This is a genomic window from Pantoea sp. alder81 (genome assembly GCF_020179835.1).
In the GTDB taxonomy this organism is placed as follows: domain Bacteria; phylum Pseudomonadota; class Gammaproteobacteria; order Enterobacterales; family Enterobacteriaceae; genus Pantoea.
Window position 1 is genome coordinate 1 of the sequence record NZ_JAIUDA010000003.1, and the last position, 18605, is coordinate 18605.

Annotated in this window: 13 protein-coding genes; 4 read left to right on the forward strand and 9 right to left on the reverse strand. The window is 55.7% G+C overall.

All coding sequences use genetic code 11. The features are described from left to right. Positions 1–178: 178 nt before the first annotated feature. Positions 179–1624, reverse strand: coding sequence for a serine endoprotease DegP (degP, locus tag LBW88_RS09610; RefSeq protein ID WP_224932545.1), 1446 nt, complete (start codon positions 1622–1624; stop codon positions 179–181). A 136-nt stretch (positions 1625–1760) separates the two neighbouring features. Continuing rightward, positions 1761–3254, reverse strand: coding sequence for a dGTPase (dgt, locus tag LBW88_RS09615; RefSeq protein ID WP_224932544.1), 1494 nt, complete (start codon positions 3252–3254; stop codon positions 1761–1763). A gap of 98 nt (positions 3255–3352) precedes the next feature. On the opposite strand from dgt, the gene mtnN reads away from it, so the two are divergent. The 3 genes from mtnN (at position 3353) to LBW88_RS09630 (ending at position 5212) form a co-directional block, all read left to right on the forward strand. Then, the gene (gene mtnN / locus LBW88_RS09620; protein WP_224932543.1) at positions 3353–4051 is read left to right on the forward strand and encodes a 5'-methylthioadenosine/S-adenosylhomocysteine nucleosidase; all 699 of its coding nucleotides are present in this window, start codon (positions 3353–3355) and stop codon (positions 4049–4051) included. Further along, positions 4044–4847, forward strand: coding sequence for a vitamin B12 ABC transporter substrate-binding protein BtuF (gene btuF / locus LBW88_RS09625; protein ID WP_224932542.1), 804 nt, complete (start codon positions 4044–4046; stop codon positions 4845–4847). The genes mtnN and btuF overlap by 8 nt, the downstream gene beginning before the upstream one ends. 113 nt (positions 4848–4960) lie before the next feature. Next, complete coding sequence (locus tag LBW88_RS09630) at positions 4961–5212, forward strand: hypothetical protein (protein WP_224932541.1); 252 nt, start codon at positions 4961–4963, stop codon at positions 5210–5212. Between the two features lie 33 nt (positions 5213–5245). On the opposite strand, the gene erpA is transcribed toward LBW88_RS09630, so the two are convergent. Continuing rightward, the gene (gene erpA, locus LBW88_RS09635; protein WP_034829523.1) at positions 5246–5593 is read right to left on the reverse strand and encodes an iron-sulfur cluster insertion protein ErpA; all 348 of its coding nucleotides are present in this window, start codon (positions 5591–5593) and stop codon (positions 5246–5248) included. A gap of 222 nt (positions 5594–5815) precedes the next feature. On the opposite strand from erpA, the gene hemL reads away from it, so the two are divergent. Then, complete coding sequence (gene hemL, locus LBW88_RS09640; protein WP_224932540.1) at positions 5816–7096, forward strand: glutamate-1-semialdehyde 2,1-aminomutase; 1281 nt, start codon at positions 5816–5818, stop codon at positions 7094–7096. A 192-nt stretch (positions 7097–7288) separates the two neighbouring features. Here the strand turns inward: hemL and fhuB are convergent, their stop codons facing one another. The 6 genes from fhuB to hrpB all read right to left on the reverse strand — a co-directional run bounded on the left by fhuB (position 7289) and on the right by hrpB (position 18581). Beyond that, on the reverse strand, positions 7289–9265 hold the full coding sequence (fhuB, locus tag LBW88_RS09645; RefSeq protein ID WP_224932539.1) for a Fe(3+)-hydroxamate ABC transporter permease FhuB: 1977 nt from the start codon (positions 9263–9265) through the stop codon (positions 7289–7291). Continuing rightward, positions 9265–10143, reverse strand: coding sequence for a Fe(3+)-hydroxamate ABC transporter substrate-binding protein FhuD (gene fhuD, locus LBW88_RS09650; protein WP_224932538.1), 879 nt, complete (start codon positions 10141–10143; stop codon positions 9265–9267). The genes fhuB and fhuD overlap by 1 nt, the downstream gene beginning before the upstream one ends. Positions 10144–10152: 9 nt before the next feature. After that, positions 10153–10947: a Fe3+-hydroxamate ABC transporter ATP-binding protein FhuC gene (gene fhuC / locus LBW88_RS09655; RefSeq protein ID WP_224932537.1), complete on the reverse strand. Its 795-nt coding sequence runs from the start codon at positions 10945–10947 to the stop codon at positions 10153–10155. Between the two features lie 94 nt (positions 10948–11041). Then, positions 11042–13252: a ferrichrome porin FhuA gene (gene fhuA, locus LBW88_RS09660; RefSeq protein ID WP_224932536.1), complete on the reverse strand. Its 2211-nt coding sequence runs from the start codon at positions 13250–13252 to the stop codon at positions 11042–11044. 212 nt (positions 13253–13464) lie between these two features. Then, the gene (gene mrcB / locus LBW88_RS09665) at positions 13465–16011 is read right to left on the reverse strand and encodes a bifunctional glycosyl transferase/transpeptidase (protein WP_224932535.1); all 2547 of its coding nucleotides are present in this window, start codon (positions 16009–16011) and stop codon (positions 13465–13467) included. Positions 16012–16109: 98 nt separating this feature from the next. Next, positions 16110–18581 (reverse strand): ATP-dependent helicase HrpB, encoded by a 2472-nt coding sequence (gene hrpB, locus LBW88_RS09670; protein WP_224932534.1) that lies wholly within the window; start codon positions 18579–18581, stop codon positions 16110–16112. Positions 18582–18605: the final 24 nt, after the last annotated feature.

Sequence of the window (18605 nt, forward strand, 5' to 3'; positions counted from 1 at the left end):
CAATCTGCTCCACGACCGCTAATTTAAAGGATAGAGGATAATCACGCTGGGTGCGTTTAACGTACTGACTCATCACATTCTCCTCAGAAAACTGAGAAAAAGTGTCAATGCTATTCAGGACGGGTCATAAAAATAAAAAAGGCGAGCCGAAGCTCGCCTGCGTTGAATCGTCTAAGACTTATTGCATCAGCAGATAAAGGCTGCTGTCGCCACGCTGCACGTTCAAGGCCAGCACGGACGGTTTGGTATCGAGGATTTTGCGCAGTTCACCGAGGTTGGCAATCGTCTGCTGGTTAACGCCCATAATCACGTCACCTTTCTTTAGACCAATTCGCGCCGCTGCACTGCCTGCCTTCACATTATCCACGCGCACGCCTTTCTGGCTGTTGCTGTCGATATTGCTCAGGTCAGCCCCTTCAATACCGGTGTAGATGGTGGCGGACTGCACTTTTTCCTGCGAACTCTGCTGCAGTTCAACTGTGATAGTCACTGGTTTACCGTCACGCAACAGACCCAACTGCAGTTTGGTGCCGACCGGCAGTGAGCCGACTTCAGCTCGCAGCGCAGCAAAACTGGTTAGCGCTTTACCATTCATCGATACCACGACATCACCGGCTTTCACGCCCGCTTTGGCCGCTGCCGAGTTAGGCAGAACCTGGCTGACAAAGGCACCGCGCTGGGCATCGACTTTCATCGCTTTCGCCAGTTCGGAATTCAACTCGGTACCCATTATCCCCAGCTCGCCGCGTTTCACCTGGCCGTACTCAATCATCTGCGCCGTCAGGTTTTTCACCATCGCACTTGGGATAGCAAAGCCGATACCGATGTTGCCGCCATCCGGCGCCAGAATCGCGGTGTTAATCCCAATCAGTTCACCGTTCAGATTAACCAGCGCACCACCGGAGTTACCGCGGTTGATCGCGGCATCGGTCTGGATAAAGTTCTCGTAGTTCTCTACGTTGAGGCCGCTACGTCCCAGTGCAGAAACGATACCGGAAGTCACCGTTTCGCCGAGTCCATAAGGGTTACCGATCGCGACTGTGTAATCACCGACGCGTAAGTCATCGGAGTCAGCGATCTTAATCGCCGTCAGGTTTTTCGCGTCCTGCAGTTGAATCAGGGCGATATCAGACTGAGGATCTTTGCCAATCACTTTGGCATCGTAACGACGGCCATCGCTCAGCTGCACCTGAATTTTGGTGGCGTTGTCCACCACATGGTTGTTAGTGACGACATAGCCTTTATCGGCATTGATCACTACGCCTGAACCGAGCGCACGGAATTTTTGCTGCTGGGTGTTGGCTCCGCCATTATCACCGCCCTGGCTGCCGTCACCGCCGCTCTGGCACATTGGCGAGCTTTGGAATGGCGATCCGTCCTGGCAGAATGGCGAGTTATCACCAAAGAATTGCTGGAATTGCTGCGGCATGCGCGGGGTTTTCACCGTGGTGCTGCCTTCAACACTAATACTCACCACGGAAGGCATCACTTTTTCCAGCATGGGTGCCAGGCTAGGCAGCTGCTGGTTCGAGGAGGAAGCGGTTTCCGCCGCGAAACTAACAGGGCTTAATGCCATGCCCAGACTAAGCGCCAGCGCACTTAACATTAATGTGCTTTTTTTCATTTGTCTGTGTCTCTCTAAGATTTACGGCCAGACCATTGCTGTGGTCGTGATGGTGAGATTAAGTTTTTAGCGCGAAGTTCCTAATGAAGTTTTGGGCAAAGGTAAAAAATTATTCTTCATCTTTACAAAACTCAGTTTATTCCACGGCCATCAAACGACGATACTCATCCCATGCATAATTGTCTGTCATCCCGCTGATATAGTCCTGAATCAACCGTGAACGGTAATAACGCTCCCATAACAAGCGTTGATATTTATGCTCGACAATCAGTGATCGCATCTGCTGCTGATAAGCTTTTCGATGTTTTCCTGAAAGCTTATGAAACAGTCGTGTTTCAATCGGATATTTTGGCAAAAAATCGTCGTTCATCAGCGTAGTAAATTGTTCATAATTCAGCAACATCAATGACTGATAGATTTCCAGCAGCCCTTTAATGACCCGATAGCCTTGTAATTCGAGCTGCTCAACTTCCGGGTGATTAAATACCTGCTGACGCGCCACGGTTTTAAATAATTTCAACAAACGGCCTTCATCACCGTCATCTTCCAGCAGTGCATGATTAAAGTTACCTTCAAAAATAGCCGGAAGATTATCGACAAAACGGCGCACGGCATGGCTGACCAACACATTTTGTACGTTAACCCGTAACGACATAAAAAATTGATCGCTAAGGCTACGGCGTTTTTTCTGATTCGCTTCTTTCCATGCCTCGCTCACTGTGCGACTGAACGCATCGCCACTATTTACCGTACCCCAGGCTTTGAGCAGAGAGTTATATAAGGTTTCAACATCAAAAATATCTTTTTCGACCGCATCATCTAAATCGGCAATACAGTATGAGATATCGTCAGCAGCTTCCATAATCCAGGTGAGTGGATAGCGATGGTGCTCTTTAATATCGGTAGCTGCGCGTAAGTCAGCAACATACTCACGCTCGGACAAATAAAAGCCCGGCTTCTTCATCAGCACGCTAAATTCTTCCGGCTTATCGCCCTGCCACCATGCCGGTGCGGTGTATTTTAAAATACAGGCGACCTGCGCGTAGCTAAGATTGAGTTGCAGCAGCGTATGCACCAGACGAATTGCCTGCGCGTTGCCTTCGAAGTGGCACAAATCCTGACGAATCATTGCATTTAGCTGGCCAAAATCCGCGCGCTGATGTTCATCCGCCACGCCCGCCACCAGCGGGTCCACCAGCTCAAGAGGCAGATTATCGTCAAACCAGTCATTGATGGCGGCTTCACCAAAGTGACCAAACGGCGGATTGCCCACATCATGCAGCAGGCAGGCCATTTCAATCAGGCTCTCAAACGCGCCTTCAAATTCATCCAGTCCATAATTCGCCAGCCCGCCGCCCTGCGTTTTCAGGTTTTGCAGGATCTCTTTGGTGATGTAGCGCCCGGTTTGCTGCACTTCCAGCGAGTGGGTCAGACGTGAACGCACCGCAGCATTACGCTCCAGTGGAAATACCTGCGTCTTTTGTTGCAGACGGCGGATCGCGGCAGAATTGATGATACGGCCACGGTCACTCTCAAAGTGCCGCGTAATATAGTATTCACCCTCGGGATCTTTGCGGCTGGTATAAGGTCGGGTGAAACTGATCTTATTTTTGAAATTGATCGGCGCCATCATTACCCCTTATTTTTTGGTGAATTCATCCTCTGCCAGCCATGGTAGACTATGCCTCACTTTTAAGCTTTACATCCATAACTACAGCGAGATTCTTTATGAAAGCAGGCATTATTGGCGCGATGGAGCAGGAAGTCACTCTGCTGCGTGACAAAATTGAAAACCGTCAGACGCTGACGCTGGCTGGTTGTGAAATTTATACCGGCACGCTGAACGGTGTTGAGGTTGCTCTGCTGAAATCAGGCATCGGTAAAACCGCGGCGGCGCTCGGCACGACCCTGTTACTGGAGCTGTGCAAACCCGATGTAGTGATCAACACCGGTTCAGCGGGTGGCCTGGCCGCTTCACTGAAAGTGGGCGATATTGTGGTCTCCGATGAAGTGCGTTATCACGACGCCGACGTCACCGCATTTGGTTATGAACCTGGCCAGATGGCCGGCTGCCCGGCAGCCTTTGTGGCGGATGAAAAACTGATCGCCGCTGCGGAGCACGTGATTAAGCAGCTGGATCTCAACGCAGTGCGCGGTTTAGTGGTCAGCGGGGATGCTTTCATCAACGGTGCTGAACCACTGGCACGTATTCGCACCACCTTCCCACAGGCGATCGCCGTGGAGATGGAAGCTACCGCCATCGGTCATGTTTGCCATCAGTTCAAGGTGCCGTTCGTGGTGGTGCGCGCGATTTCTGATGTCGCAGATAAAGAATCCCACCTGAGCTTTGATGAGTTCCTCGTCGTTGCCGCTAAACAATCGTCACTGATGGTTGAAAACCTGCTGGCACAGCTGGCGCGTGGCTAAGTATTGGTTGTTAGGGCTATTGCTGCTCAGCAATAGCCTGATTGCTGCGGTACCGCGCGTTATCACCCTATCGCCACATCTCACCGAACTGGCTTTTGCAGCAGGTATTACGCCGGTTGCGGTCAGTGCTTATTCGGATTTCCCGGCGCAGGCCAACCAGCTTGAGCAGGTGGCAAACTGGCAGGGCATCAAAGTCGAGCGCATCCTGCAACTGAAACCGGATGTGGTGCTGGCCTGGCGCGGCGGTAATCCCCAACGGCAGATCGACCAACTGCAACGTTTAGGCGTTAAGGTTGAGTGGATCGATCCACAAACCATTGATCAAATGATCGATGCGTTAGCTGACCTCAAACAGTGGAGTCCGCAACCTCAGCAGGCAGAAGCTGCCGCAAAGGCATTACGTCAGCAAGAGGATGATCTGCGTAAAAAGTATCAACAGCGCACGCCGATTCCACTGTTTCTGCAGTTCGGCCAGCAGCCGCTGTTTACAGCCTCACGCAATACGCTGCAAAACGAGGTGATCACGCTGTGCGGTGGCAAAAACATCTTTGCCGACAGCGGTGTCAGCTGGCCGCAGGTGAGTCGTGAGCAAGTATTAGCACGTCATCCTCAGGCGATTGTGATCGGCGGTGACCCTGCGCAAGCCGCGAATATCGTGAAATTCTGGCAGCCACAGCTGGCGGTGCCGGTGATTGCCATTAACGATGACTGGCTCAGTCGACCGGGGCCACGCATCCTGCTGGCAGCCAAACAGCTGTGTGCAGATTTACATCCGGCGAAAAATAGCACCAAATAAGATTAAAGATTCGGCGAAAATTGTCGAAAATCAAAATACAAGGCACTGCGGCCACGTATGCTCAGTGCCCTTTTTGCGCAACGCGCAACTTTTGACTTCACCAGGAATTATTCATGACCAGAGCACTGCTCCTGGCCATAGGGCTCGCGATGGCTGCGCCAATTGGCGCGGCGACCTCCACCGGCTCTATTGCCGTCACGCTGACAATATTTTCCCGCTGCGATATTTCACGCCAAAGCGAACAAACACTGCCATCGATTGATTGTGGACGTCACTTCAGCGCACAGCCGCGCGTGACTGAAAGCGTATTAAAACGCGATGCGAAGCGTCGGGAAACGTCACGGTTAGTGACTGTCGAGTGGTAAAGTCTGACCGCCAGAGCGGCGGTCAGAAAGGGATTAGATGCTGAAGGAAGAGCCGCAACCACAGGTGGTTTTTGCATTGGGATTGGTCACGATAAAGCGTGAACCTTCCAGTCCTTCGGTGTAGTCGACCGAGCCACCGACCAGATACTGCAGGCTCATTGGATCCACCACCAGCGCCACACCTTGTTTCTCGATGGTCATGTCGCCGTCATTCATTTGATCATCAAAAGTAAAACCGTACTGGAAACCACTGCAACCGCCACCGGTGATATACACGCGCAGTTTCAGCTCTGGATTTTCTTCATCCGCGATCAGGTTTTTTACTTTTTTCGCTGCTGCTTCAGTGAATTGCAAAGGCAGCGCTGCTACGTCGTCACTCATGTTTTACTCCGGGTAAACGTCCAGGTCAGAAAACGACCTTAATTCCGCTATTATCTGCCAGCCGCCCAGTGCAATCAAGTACTGCGCTTGACACTGTGTGCCGCCTGCGCTGCGCTAAAGTATAGCTTTAAAAGGCTTTCGCACCCGCTTGCCTTTCTAATCGGGCGACTCTTCCCTTAGAATGGCGCCAGAATTTTTTTCCAGAACAGCAGGAGCCGATCAATGAGTAAGTCAGAAAACCTGTATGCCGAAGCGCAACGCCTTATCCCTGGCGGTGTGAACTCCCCGGTACGTGCCTTTACCGGTGTAGGCGGTGTACCGCTGTTCATCGAGCGCGCCGACGGTGCCTATCTGTATGACGCCGATGGCAAAGCCTATGTCGACTATGTCGGTTCATGGGGCCCGATGGTGCTGGGTCATAATAATGCCACCATCCGCAACGCGGTGATTGAAGCGGCATCACGCGGTTTGAGTTTCGGTGCGCCAACCGAAATGGAAGTGAAAATGGCCGAGCTGGTGTGTGAGCTGGTGCCAAGCATGGACATGGTACGCATGGTTAACTCCGGCACCGAAGCCACCATGAGCGCCATTCGTCTGGCGCGTGGCTTCACCCATCGCGATAAAATCATCAAATTCGAAGGCTGCTATCACGGTCACGCCGATTGCCTGCTGGTGAAAGCCGGTTCCGGCGCGTTGACCCTGGGTCAGCCGAACTCGCCGGGTGTTCCCGCAGATTTTGCTAAACATACCCTGACCTGTACCTATAACGATCTGGCGTCAGTGCGCGAAGCCTTCGAACAGTATCCAGAAGATGTCGCCTGTATCATCGTTGAGCCGGTTGCGGGCAACATGAACTGCATCCCTCCGCAGCCAGACTTCCTGCCGGGCTTGCGTGCACTGTGTGATGAATTTGGCGCGCTGCTGATCATTGATGAAGTGATGACCGGCTTCCGCGTGGCGCTGGGTGGTGCTCAAGCCTATTACGATGTCACCCCAGACCTGACTTGTCTGGGTAAAATCATCGGTGGCGGTATGCCGGTGGGCGCATTTGGTGGTCGTCGTGATGTGATGGCTGCGCTGGCCCCGACGGGTCCGGTGTATCAGGCGGGAACGCTTTCTGGTAACCCGATTGCCATGGCGGCCGGTTTTGCCTGTCTGACGCAGATTGCTCAGCCGGGTACGCACAGCACGCTGACCGACCTCACCACGCAACTGTCTGAAGGATTGCTGGCAGCGGCAAAAGCAGAAAACATTCCGCTGGTGATCAACCACGTTGGCGGCATGTTCGGTATCTTCTTTACCGATGCCGAAACCGTGACTTGCTATGCCGATGTGACGAAATGCGACGTTGAGCGCTTCAAGCGCTTCTTCCACCTGATGCTGGAAGAAGGTATCTACCTCGCACCTTCTGCTTTTGAAGCGGGCTTTATGTCATTGGCGCACAGCCAGGAAGATATTCAGCGCACCATTGATGCGGCACGCCGCAGTTTCGCGAAGCTGTAAGCCACTAGCGGGCGCCATGAATGGCGCCCCTACACTGATGTGCCCGTCTGTCCCTTCGGCGCTGCTGCCCCGCAGACACCTATTGTCGTAATTTGCGCATTTATCCGCAGCCGCCTTACAGATACCCATTGCTATAGGTTGCGCATTTATCCGCAGCCGCCTTACAGACACCCATTGCTGTAGGTTGCGCATTTATGCGCGACGCAACAGCCAGATAAAGTACGGTGCGCCAAAGAAGGTCGCCATCAGCCCTGCCGGGATCTGATCCGGGAATGCCAGCATCCTGCCGCACCAGTCAGCAAACACCATCAAGCCACCGCCTAATAATCCCGCCATCAACACCTGCGGTAATGCACGCCGGAACCCCAGCATGCGCACAATGTGTGGCGCCATCAGACCAATAAAACTCAATGGCCCAATGGTTAAAGTGGCCGTGGCGGTTAACGCTGCCGCCAACAACAGTAAAGCCAAACGCGATCCGGTCAGCGCCATACCTGCTGAGCGTGCCGTGGCGCTGCCCAATGGCAGCAGCGTAAGCCAGCGGCTGGCCAGGGGCGCTAGCGCAATCAGGATGATACCAACCACCGCGCTTTGTACTGCCTGATGCATGTTGATGTTGTACGTCGAACCCGAGATCCAGCTCAGCAGGCCGCCCATACGCGGATCGCCACTCGCCATTAACACCATCAGTAAGGTGACAAAGGCACTGTTAAGCGCCATCCCGGCCAGCAGCATGCGCTCTGGTGAGAAGCCACCGCGACTGGCCACCAGCATAATCACCAGCAGCGTCAGCGCTGCACCGAGCGCACCGGCTGGCAGCAGCCACGCCACCGCATCGCCCGGCACAAAGAACATCATCACCACGACACCGCATGCCGCACCAGAACTGATGCCCAATACTTCCGGGCTCGCCATCGGGTTGCCAGTAAGCCGCTGAATCAGCGCACCGGCGACACCGAGCATCATACCGACCACTAATGCCGCCAGCACACGCGGTGCACGCCACGGCAGCAGTTGATGCAGCATCTCGCCGCTGACCCACGTCCAGCTGTGCGCATCACGGCCAAAAGTGATGCCGACCATGCTTAGCAACATCAGAATTACCAGGCCGATTACACACCACAGCACCACCTTCTGGCGCTCTGCCGGGACCTTGTCACCCATGTTCATCGCCGGTGGTACTGAGCCGGTACGCAGACGCGGCAACAGCCACAGCAGAATCGGCACGCCGATGAGCGCGGTCGCAGTACCGGTAGAAACTTCGCGCCAGTGGCTGGTCAGCCACAATACGCACTGATCGGCCAGCCACAGCAGCAACGCACCGATCAGTGGAGCCAGCAGCATACGACTGAGCAAGCGACGGCCACCGAGCATTTTTGCCAGCAGCGGCGCAAACAGCCCGATAAAACCAATAATCCCGGCGACGTTAACCAACTGCGCACTGAGCAGAATCGCCAGGGCTAACGCGCCGATACGTGCAGCAGACAATGCCAGACCGAGATTTTTTGCTACACCGTCATCGAGCCCCATCAGCGTTAAGGGACGCAGCAATGCCAGCGCCACCACAAAGGCCAGCAGCAGACGCGGCCACAGTATTGCAACGTTGTGTCCATCCATCTGATTCAGTGCGCCCGTGCTCCACAGGAACATGTTCAGCAACTGATCGTGATTGAAGATGGCAAAGATTTGATTCACTGAACCGGCGTAGAGGCTCAAGACCAGCCCGGCAAGAATCAGTGTCACCGGCGACAGGCGTTTGCCCCAGGCCACGCCAAAAACGAGAAGGCCAACCAGCACCGCGCCACCCATCGCGGCAAACTGTTGTGTCAGTTCGCCGCCTGGCAGATGCCAGAGTGTGGCGACCGTGATACCGAGCTGAGCGCCCGATGACACGCCCAGCGTGGTCGGTTCCGCCAGCGGATTGCGCAGCACCTGCTGAAACAGCAAACCGGCCAAACCGAGGCCCGCACCCACCAGCAGTGCCAGTGCCAGACGCGATAACAGGCTGTGATGGAACACCACTTGCTGAATACTGTTGATATCCGGCGCGAAGATCGCCTGCGACCACTGCGCCGTTGGCAGCGCGTCACGCAGATTGATAAAGGTCAGCGCCAGCGCCAGCAAGAACATGCTGCTCAGCAGCACCACAGGAAAGAGACGATGGCGCATCAGTGCGACTCCAGCGCGTGTTCCAGCACGCGAACAAATTTCAGCGCTGAGTAGGTCGCGCCGTAATACCAGACGGCAGGCACACGCTTAAAGCGACCTGCGCGGATGAAGGGCAAAGCCTGCCACAGCGAGGTGTTCATCACCTGCTGCATATCACGGTCGTTGTCGTGATCGAAGCAAATCACCTGCACATCGCCAACATCGGCTAACCGCTCAAGCCCCACCACCGCACTGCCCCAGAAGTTGGTTTCACCGTGCCAGGCGTTGGTGAGACCCAGAATCTCCATCACTTCCAGGAACAGACTGTTGGTGCCAAAGGTGATCGCGTGACGGCTGTCCATCAATGACATCAGTAACACCGGACGATCGGCCCAGGGTTTGAGGCGCTCACGCGCTGCCGCTAACTGCTGATCGAGGAATTGCAGATGCTGTATCGCTTGCGCTTCACGCCCCAGCCGAGCCCCGAGCGCTTGCAGCGATTTGCGCGCCGTGCTGAGCGGCTTGCCGTCGCCGCTATTCAGATCAAAGCCCATGGTGGGCGCGATACGTGCGAGCTTATCCAACCCCGGACCGTAGCCGTTAGAGTGTAGAATCAGGGAAGGTTCGAGTTGCGTCATCAACTCCAGATTGGGTTCGGTGCGTAAGCCGAGATCAATGGTGCTGGCAGGCAACAACGGCTCGCCCACCCAGATGTTGTAGTTACGCAGATCGGCCACGCCGAGCGGTAAAACACCCAACGCCATCAGTAGCTCAACGGGCAGCCACTCCAGCGCCAGGATGCGCTGCAGATCGGGCGTTGCCGCACGCAATGGCGCAACGTTCATCAGTGGCGTCAGTGCCAGCGCCGTCAATAAGCGACGGCGGGAAATGTTGAACATGGCGAGGCCTCAGTAAACAAAACTGACGGGCGCACCGCCCTGGGGATGAGGCAAGATGCCCATCGGAATACCGTAGATATTGCCCAGCACATCGGCTTGCATGATCACCTCAGGTCCACCTTCCGCGATCATTTCTCCACCGCGCAGCGCCACCAGGCGATCGCAATAGCGCGCCGCCATATTGATGTCGTGCAGTACCGCAATCACCGTCAAGCCACGCTCACGGCTGAGACGCTGAATCAGTGCCAGCACATCAACCTGATGGGCGATATCCAATGCCGAAGTGGGTTCATCCAGCAGCAGGCAGCGGCTGTTCTGCGCCACCAGCATCGCCAACCACGCGCGCTGGCGCTCCCCGCCTGACAGGCTATCCACCAGACGCCCGGCGAAAGGTTTCAGGCCCACCAGCGTAATCGCTTCCTCTACGCGGTCGCGATCTTCCTGGCCATAGCGCCCGAGCGCTCCGTGCCAGGGATAACGACCAATCGCCACCAGCTCACGCACCGTCATCCCTTCTGCTGCCGGTAACTGCTGTGGCAAATATGCCACCTGGCGCGCAAAATCTTTGCTGCCCCAGTTCTCAACCGCATCGCTATTCAACAGCACCCGGCCTTCACTTGCCGCATGATGGCGACCGAGCATTTTCAGCAAGGTGGATTTGCCGGAGCCATTATGACCGATCAGCGCCGTAACTTTGCCTGGCGCGAAGGTGAGTGAGAGCGGATGCAGCAACGTGCGCCCAGGCACACGAAAACTGACATTGTCCAGCGTGAAGGTGGTTTCTTCGTGGTGCGGATGCTGCATGGTTATCCCTGGTTAATCATCACAAAGCCGATCTGATTCTGAAGGGGGCGGCCCTGAGGCCGCCCCTGATCACAACATGGTACGCTCTGACGAATCAGAAGCGGAAGGTGGCGGTGCCAACGATTTGACGTTCTGCGCCCCAGTAACAGGCGTAATCACGGTAGCAGCTGGCAACGTATTCACGATCGAACAGGTTGTTGATGTTCACGCCAACCGTAGAGCCGGGCAGACCGAAACGACCGAGGTCATATTTCAGGGCTGCATCGACGGTGGTGTAACCCGCTACGTCGAAGTTCTGATTAATGTTGTCACCTGTTGAATAGAGACCTTTGCTCTCGCCAACATAACGCACACCCGCTCCCAGCGTCACGCCTGACAACGCAGTCTCGTGGAAGGTGTAATCTCCCCACAGCGATGCCATATGCTTCGGCACCTGCACCGGTGTTCTGCCTTTCAGCGTGGTGTCTTCGGTATATTCCGCATCGGTATAGGTGTAAGACGCCGTCATGTTGATGTTGGCGTTAAGCGCCGCTTTGGCTTCCAACTCAACACCGCGTGAACGAATTTCACCGCTCTGAATGCTGGCAAATGGGTGGTTTACGGTATCTGGATCCGCAGTCAGGTTTTTGGTTTTGGTCAATTGATAAACCGCCGCCGTCACCACAATTGGACGATCTTTTGGCACGTATTTCACGCCAGCTTCATATTGCTTGGCACGTGAAGGATCGAAAGCCTGTCCTTCAAACGTTGAACCTGAGTTAGGAATAAAGGCTTCGCTGTAACTGAAATAAGGTGCAATGCCGTTATCGAACACATAGTTAAGACCACCACGCCAGGTAAAGGCTTGATCGTTTTGACGATCCAGTGAACTGGCTACACGGTCATACACCGAGGTCATCGCGTAGTCGTAGCGACCACCTAAGGTCAGCACCCAGCGATTCCACTCCATTTGGTCCTGCGCGTATAGGCCAGTCTGACGCTGTTTATTCAGATGCTGATAAGGAGAGGCAAACGGCGTCACCAAATCGTTGCCGTATTGCGGATTGGTCGCACTCAAATTGCTGGCTGAGCCAAACTGCGCATCAACATCATTGCGCATCTGCTGATAATCCACACCCATCAGCAAGGTATGATCTAAAGCACCCGTCGCGAATTTCGCCTGTGCTTGCGTATCAACAGAGAATTCATTCAGCTTCTCATCCGAAACCGCTGAGCCACGGGTGATCTCATTAGTAGCAGCGTTGAAGCCATTGCCGTAAATACTGCGATATCCGGTACGCATATCCGCATAACGCAGATTCTGGCGCACCGTCCAGGTATCGTTAAAGCTATGTTCGAAGTTGTAGCCCACCATCTTAGTGTTGCGCGAGATCTTATTGCTGTCTTCGCCTTCATCAAAGTTGGTTGGCAACTTATAACTGCTGCCATCCGGGCGGGTAATCCCCACCACGGTGCCCTGACGCGGCAACCAACCGTAATAACCGGTTTCCGGTTCATTCTGGAAGTAGGTCAGCAGGTCAAAGCGGGTATTGGCATCAGGACGCCAGCTGAACGAAGGTGCGATGGTGTAGCGCTTCTCTTTGTTCATTTCCTGCTGCGCGTCGGCGCTGCGAGCCTGACCGGTCAGGCGGTAGCTGTACACGCCATCATCGTCCAGCGAACCGCCAAAATCGAAGCCGGTTGAGTACAGGTTATCGGTACCCATCTGGAACTGCACTTCACGCAGGGTTTCCTGAGTAGGACGCTTGCTGACCAGTGATACGACACCACCTGGGTTGCTCTTGCCGTACAGCACGGAAACCGGACCACGCAGCAGTTCCGCACGCTCAAGGAAATACGGATCGATGGCGAATTCAGAGTAGTTATCACCCTGCAGCTTCAGGCCATCAAGATATTGGTTGGTGTTGGTTTCGCTGAAGCCGCGAATTGACAGCGCATCGATCACGCTTGAACTGCCGCGGTTACCCGTCAGCACGCCAGCCGTGTAATTGAATGCACCTTTGACGCTGGTCACTGCGCGCATCGCCATTTCTTCTTGCGTCACAACGGACACCGACTGCGGGTTTTTCTCAATCGGCGTATCGGTTTTGGTGCCGGTAGCACTGTGTTTCGCGGCAATGGTGGGAGCCGGACCCCATGCGCTTTCCTGCGCGACGGTGTTGCCGCCATTGGCGGTAACCACCACGGTATCTTCCGCCAGCGCCTGTGCGCTCAGCGTACCCAGTGTTAAAGAAATCAATAAAGCGAGTGGACGACGGGAAGTCGCAGCACGGGCAGAACAAGGATTTGAAATTCGCGTATTCATAAAAGGATCTCTCGGAAAGAAAACAATGCAGGTGAATACAAACGAGAATGATTATTAGACGCACGGATTTTAGGCGAAGTTTGGCGAGATCCGCAAGATGTAATGCCTGATGGCGGTGCGTTTGCGACCAGATCGTGCATGTCCATGATCGCGATTAACAAATCACAGGCATGAAAAAGGGCGCCGTAGCGCCCTCTGTTTTCTGCAGCTAACTATTTGCTGCCAAACATATCCTTAATCCAGCCCGCCACGCCGTCAGCATCTTTTTGCTCACCCTGTTGCTGCTGAGGTGATTGCTGCTGCGGTTGCGACTCTTGCTGCTGTTGGATCTGCTGCTGTTGCTGGATCTGTTGCTGCTGTTGTTGGCACAACGCGTTAGGATCCAACGTCCACACCGGCAGCGAACGCCAGGTGCTGCTACCAGAACCACACACGAAGTTACCCGCAGAGTCGACGTTCATCTGCGTGATATCTTCTGGCGGAGTCAGCACCAGCGGCATTGGCGCCTGATTGTCGAGATAACGACGATAAATCTGCATCGCACCGCTCGCCCCATACAGCTTCGACGTCTGGTTGTTGTCACGGCCAACCCAGGTGATCGCCACTTCCTTGCCATCAATACCCGCAAACCAGCTATCGATCAGGTCATTGGTGGTACCGGTTTTACCCGCCAGATGGGCATTCGGATAGCGCGCGCCCAACGCACGGGCGGTGCCATGGTCAGCGACCTGCTGCATGGTGTACAAGGTCATATAAGCCGCCTGCGCCGGCTCAACGCGCTGCGCCTGCGGGAAGCTCTGATACAACACCGTGCCATCTTCGGCAATCACCGAGCGTACCGCTGAGAGATCGGCGCGGTTACCGCCGCTGGCAATCGACTGGAACGCCTGTGCTGCTTCGATCGGCGTCAGGTTAAGCGCACCCAGTAACATCGCTGGCACCGGGTTCAGCTGATCTTTCGGCACGCCCAGCTTCGTCCAGGTATCGACCACCGAAGGCAGACCCAATGTCATCCCCAGGTTTACGGTAGGCACGTTCATGGAGTTGGTTAAGGCATCCACCAGCATCACTTTGCCGCTGAAACGCTTGTCGTCGTTCATCGGTTTCCAGACCGATCCGTTTGGCTGTTTCAGCGCAATCGGTTCATCCGCCAGCCAGGTGTTCAGACGATAGGTATTCGGTTGGCTCAATGCGGTGAGATAGGTCGCCGGTTTAGCCAGTGAGCCAATGGAACGACGCGCCTGCAGCGCACGGTTATAGCCCGCGAACTGCGGATCGGCACCGCCTACCATGGCACGCACTTCACCACTGAAGCGATCCACCACCACCATTGCGGTTTCCAGATCCTTCAAGCCACGCTGTTTTTTCAGCGCCGGGATACCATCTTCAACCGCTTTTTCCGCCGCATCCTGGGAGATAGGATCGAGCGTAGTGAAGATCTTCACGCCAGACAGATCTTTAATCTTGTCGCCCAGTTTGGCCTGCAGTTCGTTACGCACCATCTGCATAAAGGCAGGCTGCGGCGTGATCACGCCCCCTTTCGGCTGCACACCCAACGGACGCGCCGAGAGCATGTCATACAGCTCCTGGTCGATGACGTTTTGCTGCTGCAGTAAACGCAGCACCAGGTTACGACGTTCCAGCGCCAGTTTCGGGTTACGCCATGGGTTATACAGCGACGCGCCTTTCACCATACCGACCAGCATCGCCTGCTGATCGAGACTCAGCTCATCCACCGGACGACCAAAGTAGTACAGACTCGCCAGTGGGAAGCCGCGGATCTGATCGTTGCCTGCCTGGCCGAGGTACACCTCGTTCAGGTAGAGCTCAAGGATGCGATCTTTGCTGTAACGCGCATCCATGATCACTGCCATGTAAGCTTCACGCGCTTTACGCCACAGTGAACGCTCGTTGGTCAGGAACAGGTTCTTCACCAGCTGCTGCGTCAAGGTACTGCCACCCTGCACCGCTTTACCGGCGGTGATGTTGGCGAGGAACGCACGACCAATCGAGTACGGGCTGATGCCATCATGCTCGTAGAAGTGGCGGTCTTCGGTGGCGATCAGCGTACTGACCAGCAGATCCGGGAAACCCGCGCGCGGCACGAACAGACGCTGCTCACCGTTCGGCGATTGCAGCATGGTGATCAAGCGCGGATCGAGGCGGAAGAAGCCAAAATCACGCCCGGTATCGAGGTTTTTAATCTCGCTCAGTTCGTTGTTGCTGAACGTCAGACGCGCGTTGATCTGCCCTTCTTTGCTGTCCGGGAAATCAAACGGACGACGCAGCAGATCGATAGTGTTGCCTTTAACACTGAACTCACCAGGACGGGTAATGCGCGACACTTCGCGATACTGCGTGCCTTCCAGCAGCGCAATCATCTCTTTTTTGTCGTACGACATTCCCGGCTCAAGGCTCACCATGCGGCCGTAAACGGCAGCAGGCAGCTGCCACACTTTACCGTCGATGCGGCTGCGGATCTCTGAATCGAGATAGATACCCCATGCCACCATCACTACCACAAAGACCAGGAAGAGCTTAATCAACCAGCCTAACCAGCGACGTTTGCCGCGTGGCGGACGTTTTCCTTTCCCTTTACCTTTTGGTGGCACCGGTGTGCTCTCCTCATCATCTTCGTCAAAATCGTCCTGATCGATATCATCATCAAGCTCCCTGCGGCGACCCCGTCGTGCAGTGCTACGCGGCGGCTTTGGCGCTTTTCCTTTGCGCCCAATAGGTTCGCGATCGTTCCCAGACATGCTTTTATTCTCCAGGCATAGCTACGGCTGCGGCCGTTACTCTAACTGCTTTCTCGTGCTGCGCATGGCAGAACCCTCTGAATTCGATCCACAGAGTGTCACGATGAAAATTTCTTGGTGCGCCTTGTCGGTAAGGCGTTTGCCGGATCGTCGGGCCAGGGATGTTTGGGATAGCGCCCTTTCATCTCTTTCTGCACTTCAGGATAGGCTCCGCGCCAGAACGCCGCGAGATCACGGGTGATCTGTAACGGACGCTGCGCCGGTGACAGCAACTCCAATACCAGCGGAATACGGCCTTCGGCCACCGCAGGATTTTGCGCTTCACCAAACATCTCCTGAATGCGCACTGCCAGCGCAGGGGGCTTATCCACCGCGTAGCGAATCGGCAGGCGACTTCCGGTCGGCACAGTGTAATGAGTTGGCAGCACAGTATCCAGCCGCTGACGTTGTGACCATGTCAGCAAATGTAATAATGCGCTGACAAGATTGACGGCCTGCAGGCTCCTGAGATCGCGTACGGAGCCCATCTCGGGTAACAGCCAGCGCTCCAGCGAGTCGAGCAGGCTCTCATCGTCCAACGGCGGCCACGCTTCTTCCGGCAGCCACTCAGCGGCACAATGCAAACGCAAACGCAGCTGTTCCGCTTCCTGTGTCCAGCCGAGCACGGAAAGCCCTTTCTCACGGATCCAGCGCAGCATCGCCGGGTGTAAAATATCCGCGTCCGGGCGCGCCTGCGGCTGTGCTTTTAGGACCAGCGCACCCACAAGCTCACGCTTCCAGGCGCGCAATGTGCCCTTCTCTTCATCCCATTCCACATCAATGCGCTGCGTCACCAGCTCAGGGCATTGCTGGCGTAACTCACCGATTTCCACCGGCAACGCTAAGAGCATGCGCGCTTCGGCCGCGCTGGCACCTTGCAATAAGGTCGGCGCAATCAGCCATTCATAACGGCTCAAGCCATCCTGCTCATCCAGCATGGCGCCAATACCATTGGCCAGTTGATAGCGGGCACTCTCGCCGCGTCGCTGTGCCAGCCGATCGGCAAACCCCGCTGCCAGTAAAGCGGGGAACAGATCGGGATTGACCGTGCCGCCGCTGGCATTGAGTCTCTGCTGCCACTGACGGGCGCGGCGCTGCCAGTGAGGTTGAGGCCGGTTGAGTGCATCACGCAAATCTGCGCTGCCGTTGCGCGGGGGATCTTCCAGAATCGCCACCAGCAAGGCGGCACTGGCGATCGCATCCTTGTCCTGTGCCGCGCACAAGATAGCGGTGAGGCGAGGATCGCTCCCCAGCGCCGCCATCTTACGCCCACGCGCATTCAGCTTATCGCCCTCCATCGCCCCCAAGCGAGTCAGCAGATCATTTGCCGCGCGTAAGCTGCGCGCGGGTGGCGCATCCAGCCAGCTAAGCTGTGATGCATCCTGGCAACCCCACTGCAATAAATCGATTTGCAGTGAAGAGATATCGCTGTTGAGGATTTCCGGCTCACTCTGTGCCGCCGCGCGCATCGCTTGTTCCTGCGGCAGCAGATGCAAACAGATACCGGGTTCAAGACGCCCGGCACGCCCCGCACGCTGGGTCATCGACGCCTGGCTGATACGCTGGGTTTGCAGCCGTGTTACGCCGCTGCGCACATCAAACTGTGCTGAACGTTCCAGCGCGCTATCCACCACCAGACGGATGCCTTCAATGGTCAGGCTGGTTTCGGCGATGTTGGTCGCCAGCACCACTTTGCGACGACCGGCGGGCGCAGGCAGAATTGCGCGACGCTGTACATCCAGAGACAGCGCACCATATAAAGGAGAGAGATCAACATCATCACCAACGCGGGATTCCAGCTCGCGCTTCACGCGTTCAATCTCCGCGACGCCCGGCAGGAACAGCAGCAGCGAACCCGTTTCCTCGCGCAGCAACTGCGCCACTTCGCGTGCCACCGCTTCGTCAAAACGCTGCTGCGGATTGAGCGAAGCATAACGGCGCGTCACAGGAAAACTACGTCCTTCAGAGACGATAAAAGGCGCATCCGGCAGCAACTGACGCAGCCGCTCGTTATCCAGCGTGGCGGACATCAGCAGAATTTTCAGATCTTCGCGCAGGCCTTGCTGCACATCCAGCAGCAGCGCCAGCGCCAAATCGGCCTGCAGGCTGCGCTCATGAAATTCATCGAGGATCACCAGCGACACGCCTTCAAGCATCGGATCGCGCTGCAACATGCGCGTCAAAATACCTTCCGTCACCACTTCCAGTTTGGTATCTGGACCACAGCAGTTTTCACCACGCATGCGATAACCCACGGTGGCACCAGGCTGTTCCCCCAGCAGCTCCGCCAGACGTTGCGCGACATTACGCGCCGCCAGCCGACGTGGCTCTAGCATAATGATGCGGCCCGATAGCCGGGCTTTTTGCAGCAATTGCAACGGCAGCCAGGTGGATTTACCCGCGCCGGTCGGCGCCGCCAGCAATACCTGCGGCGACTGTGCCAGGGCATCCAGCAATGCAGGCAGCACTTCGCTCACCGGTAATTCGCTCACACTCAACTCCCACTCCGCCTGTGCTAATATGGCGCGCATTGTAGCACTCAACGGCACCGCCAT

Bases quoted from the DNA above. Each gene is read 5' to 3' on its own strand.
- degP (WP_224932545.1), bottom strand. From the start codon at position 1,624: ATGAAAAAAAGCACATTAATGTTAAGTGCGCTGGCGCTTAGTCTGGGC.
- dgt (WP_224932544.1), bottom strand. From the start codon at position 3,254: ATGGCGCCGATCAATTTCAAAAATAAGATCAGTTTCACCCGACCTTAT.
- mtnN (WP_224932543.1), top strand. From the start codon at position 3,353: ATGAAAGCAGGCATTATTGGCGCGATGGAGCAGGAAGTCACTCTGCTG.
- LBW88_RS09630 (WP_224932541.1), top strand. From the start codon at position 4,961: ATGACCAGAGCACTGCTCCTGGCCATAGGGCTCGCGATGGCTGCGCCA.
- erpA (WP_034829523.1), bottom strand. From the start codon at position 5,593: ATGAGTGACGACGTAGCAGCGCTGCCTTTGCAATTCACTGAAGCAGCA.
- hemL (WP_224932540.1), top strand. From the start codon at position 5,816: ATGAGTAAGTCAGAAAACCTGTATGCCGAAGCGCAACGCCTTATCCCT.
- fhuB (WP_224932539.1), bottom strand. From the start codon at position 9,265: ATGCGCCATCGTCTCTTTCCTGTGGTGCTGCTGAGCAGCATGTTCTTG.
- fhuD (WP_224932538.1), bottom strand. From the start codon at position 10,143: ATGTTCAACATTTCCCGCCGTCGCTTATTGACGGCGCTGGCACTGACG.
- fhuC (WP_224932537.1), bottom strand. From the start codon at position 10,947: ATGCAGCATCCGCACCACGAAGAAACCACCTTCACGCTGGACAATGTC.
- fhuA (WP_224932536.1), bottom strand. From the start codon at position 13,252: ATGAATACGCGAATTTCAAATCCTTGTTCTGCCCGTGCTGCGACTTCC.
- mrcB (WP_224932535.1), bottom strand. From the start codon at position 16,011: ATGTCTGGGAACGATCGCGAACCTATTGGGCGCAAAGGAAAAGCGCCA.
- hrpB (WP_224932534.1), bottom strand. From the start codon at position 18,581: ATGCGCGCCATATTAGCACAGGCGGAGTGGGAGTTGAGTGTGAGCGAA.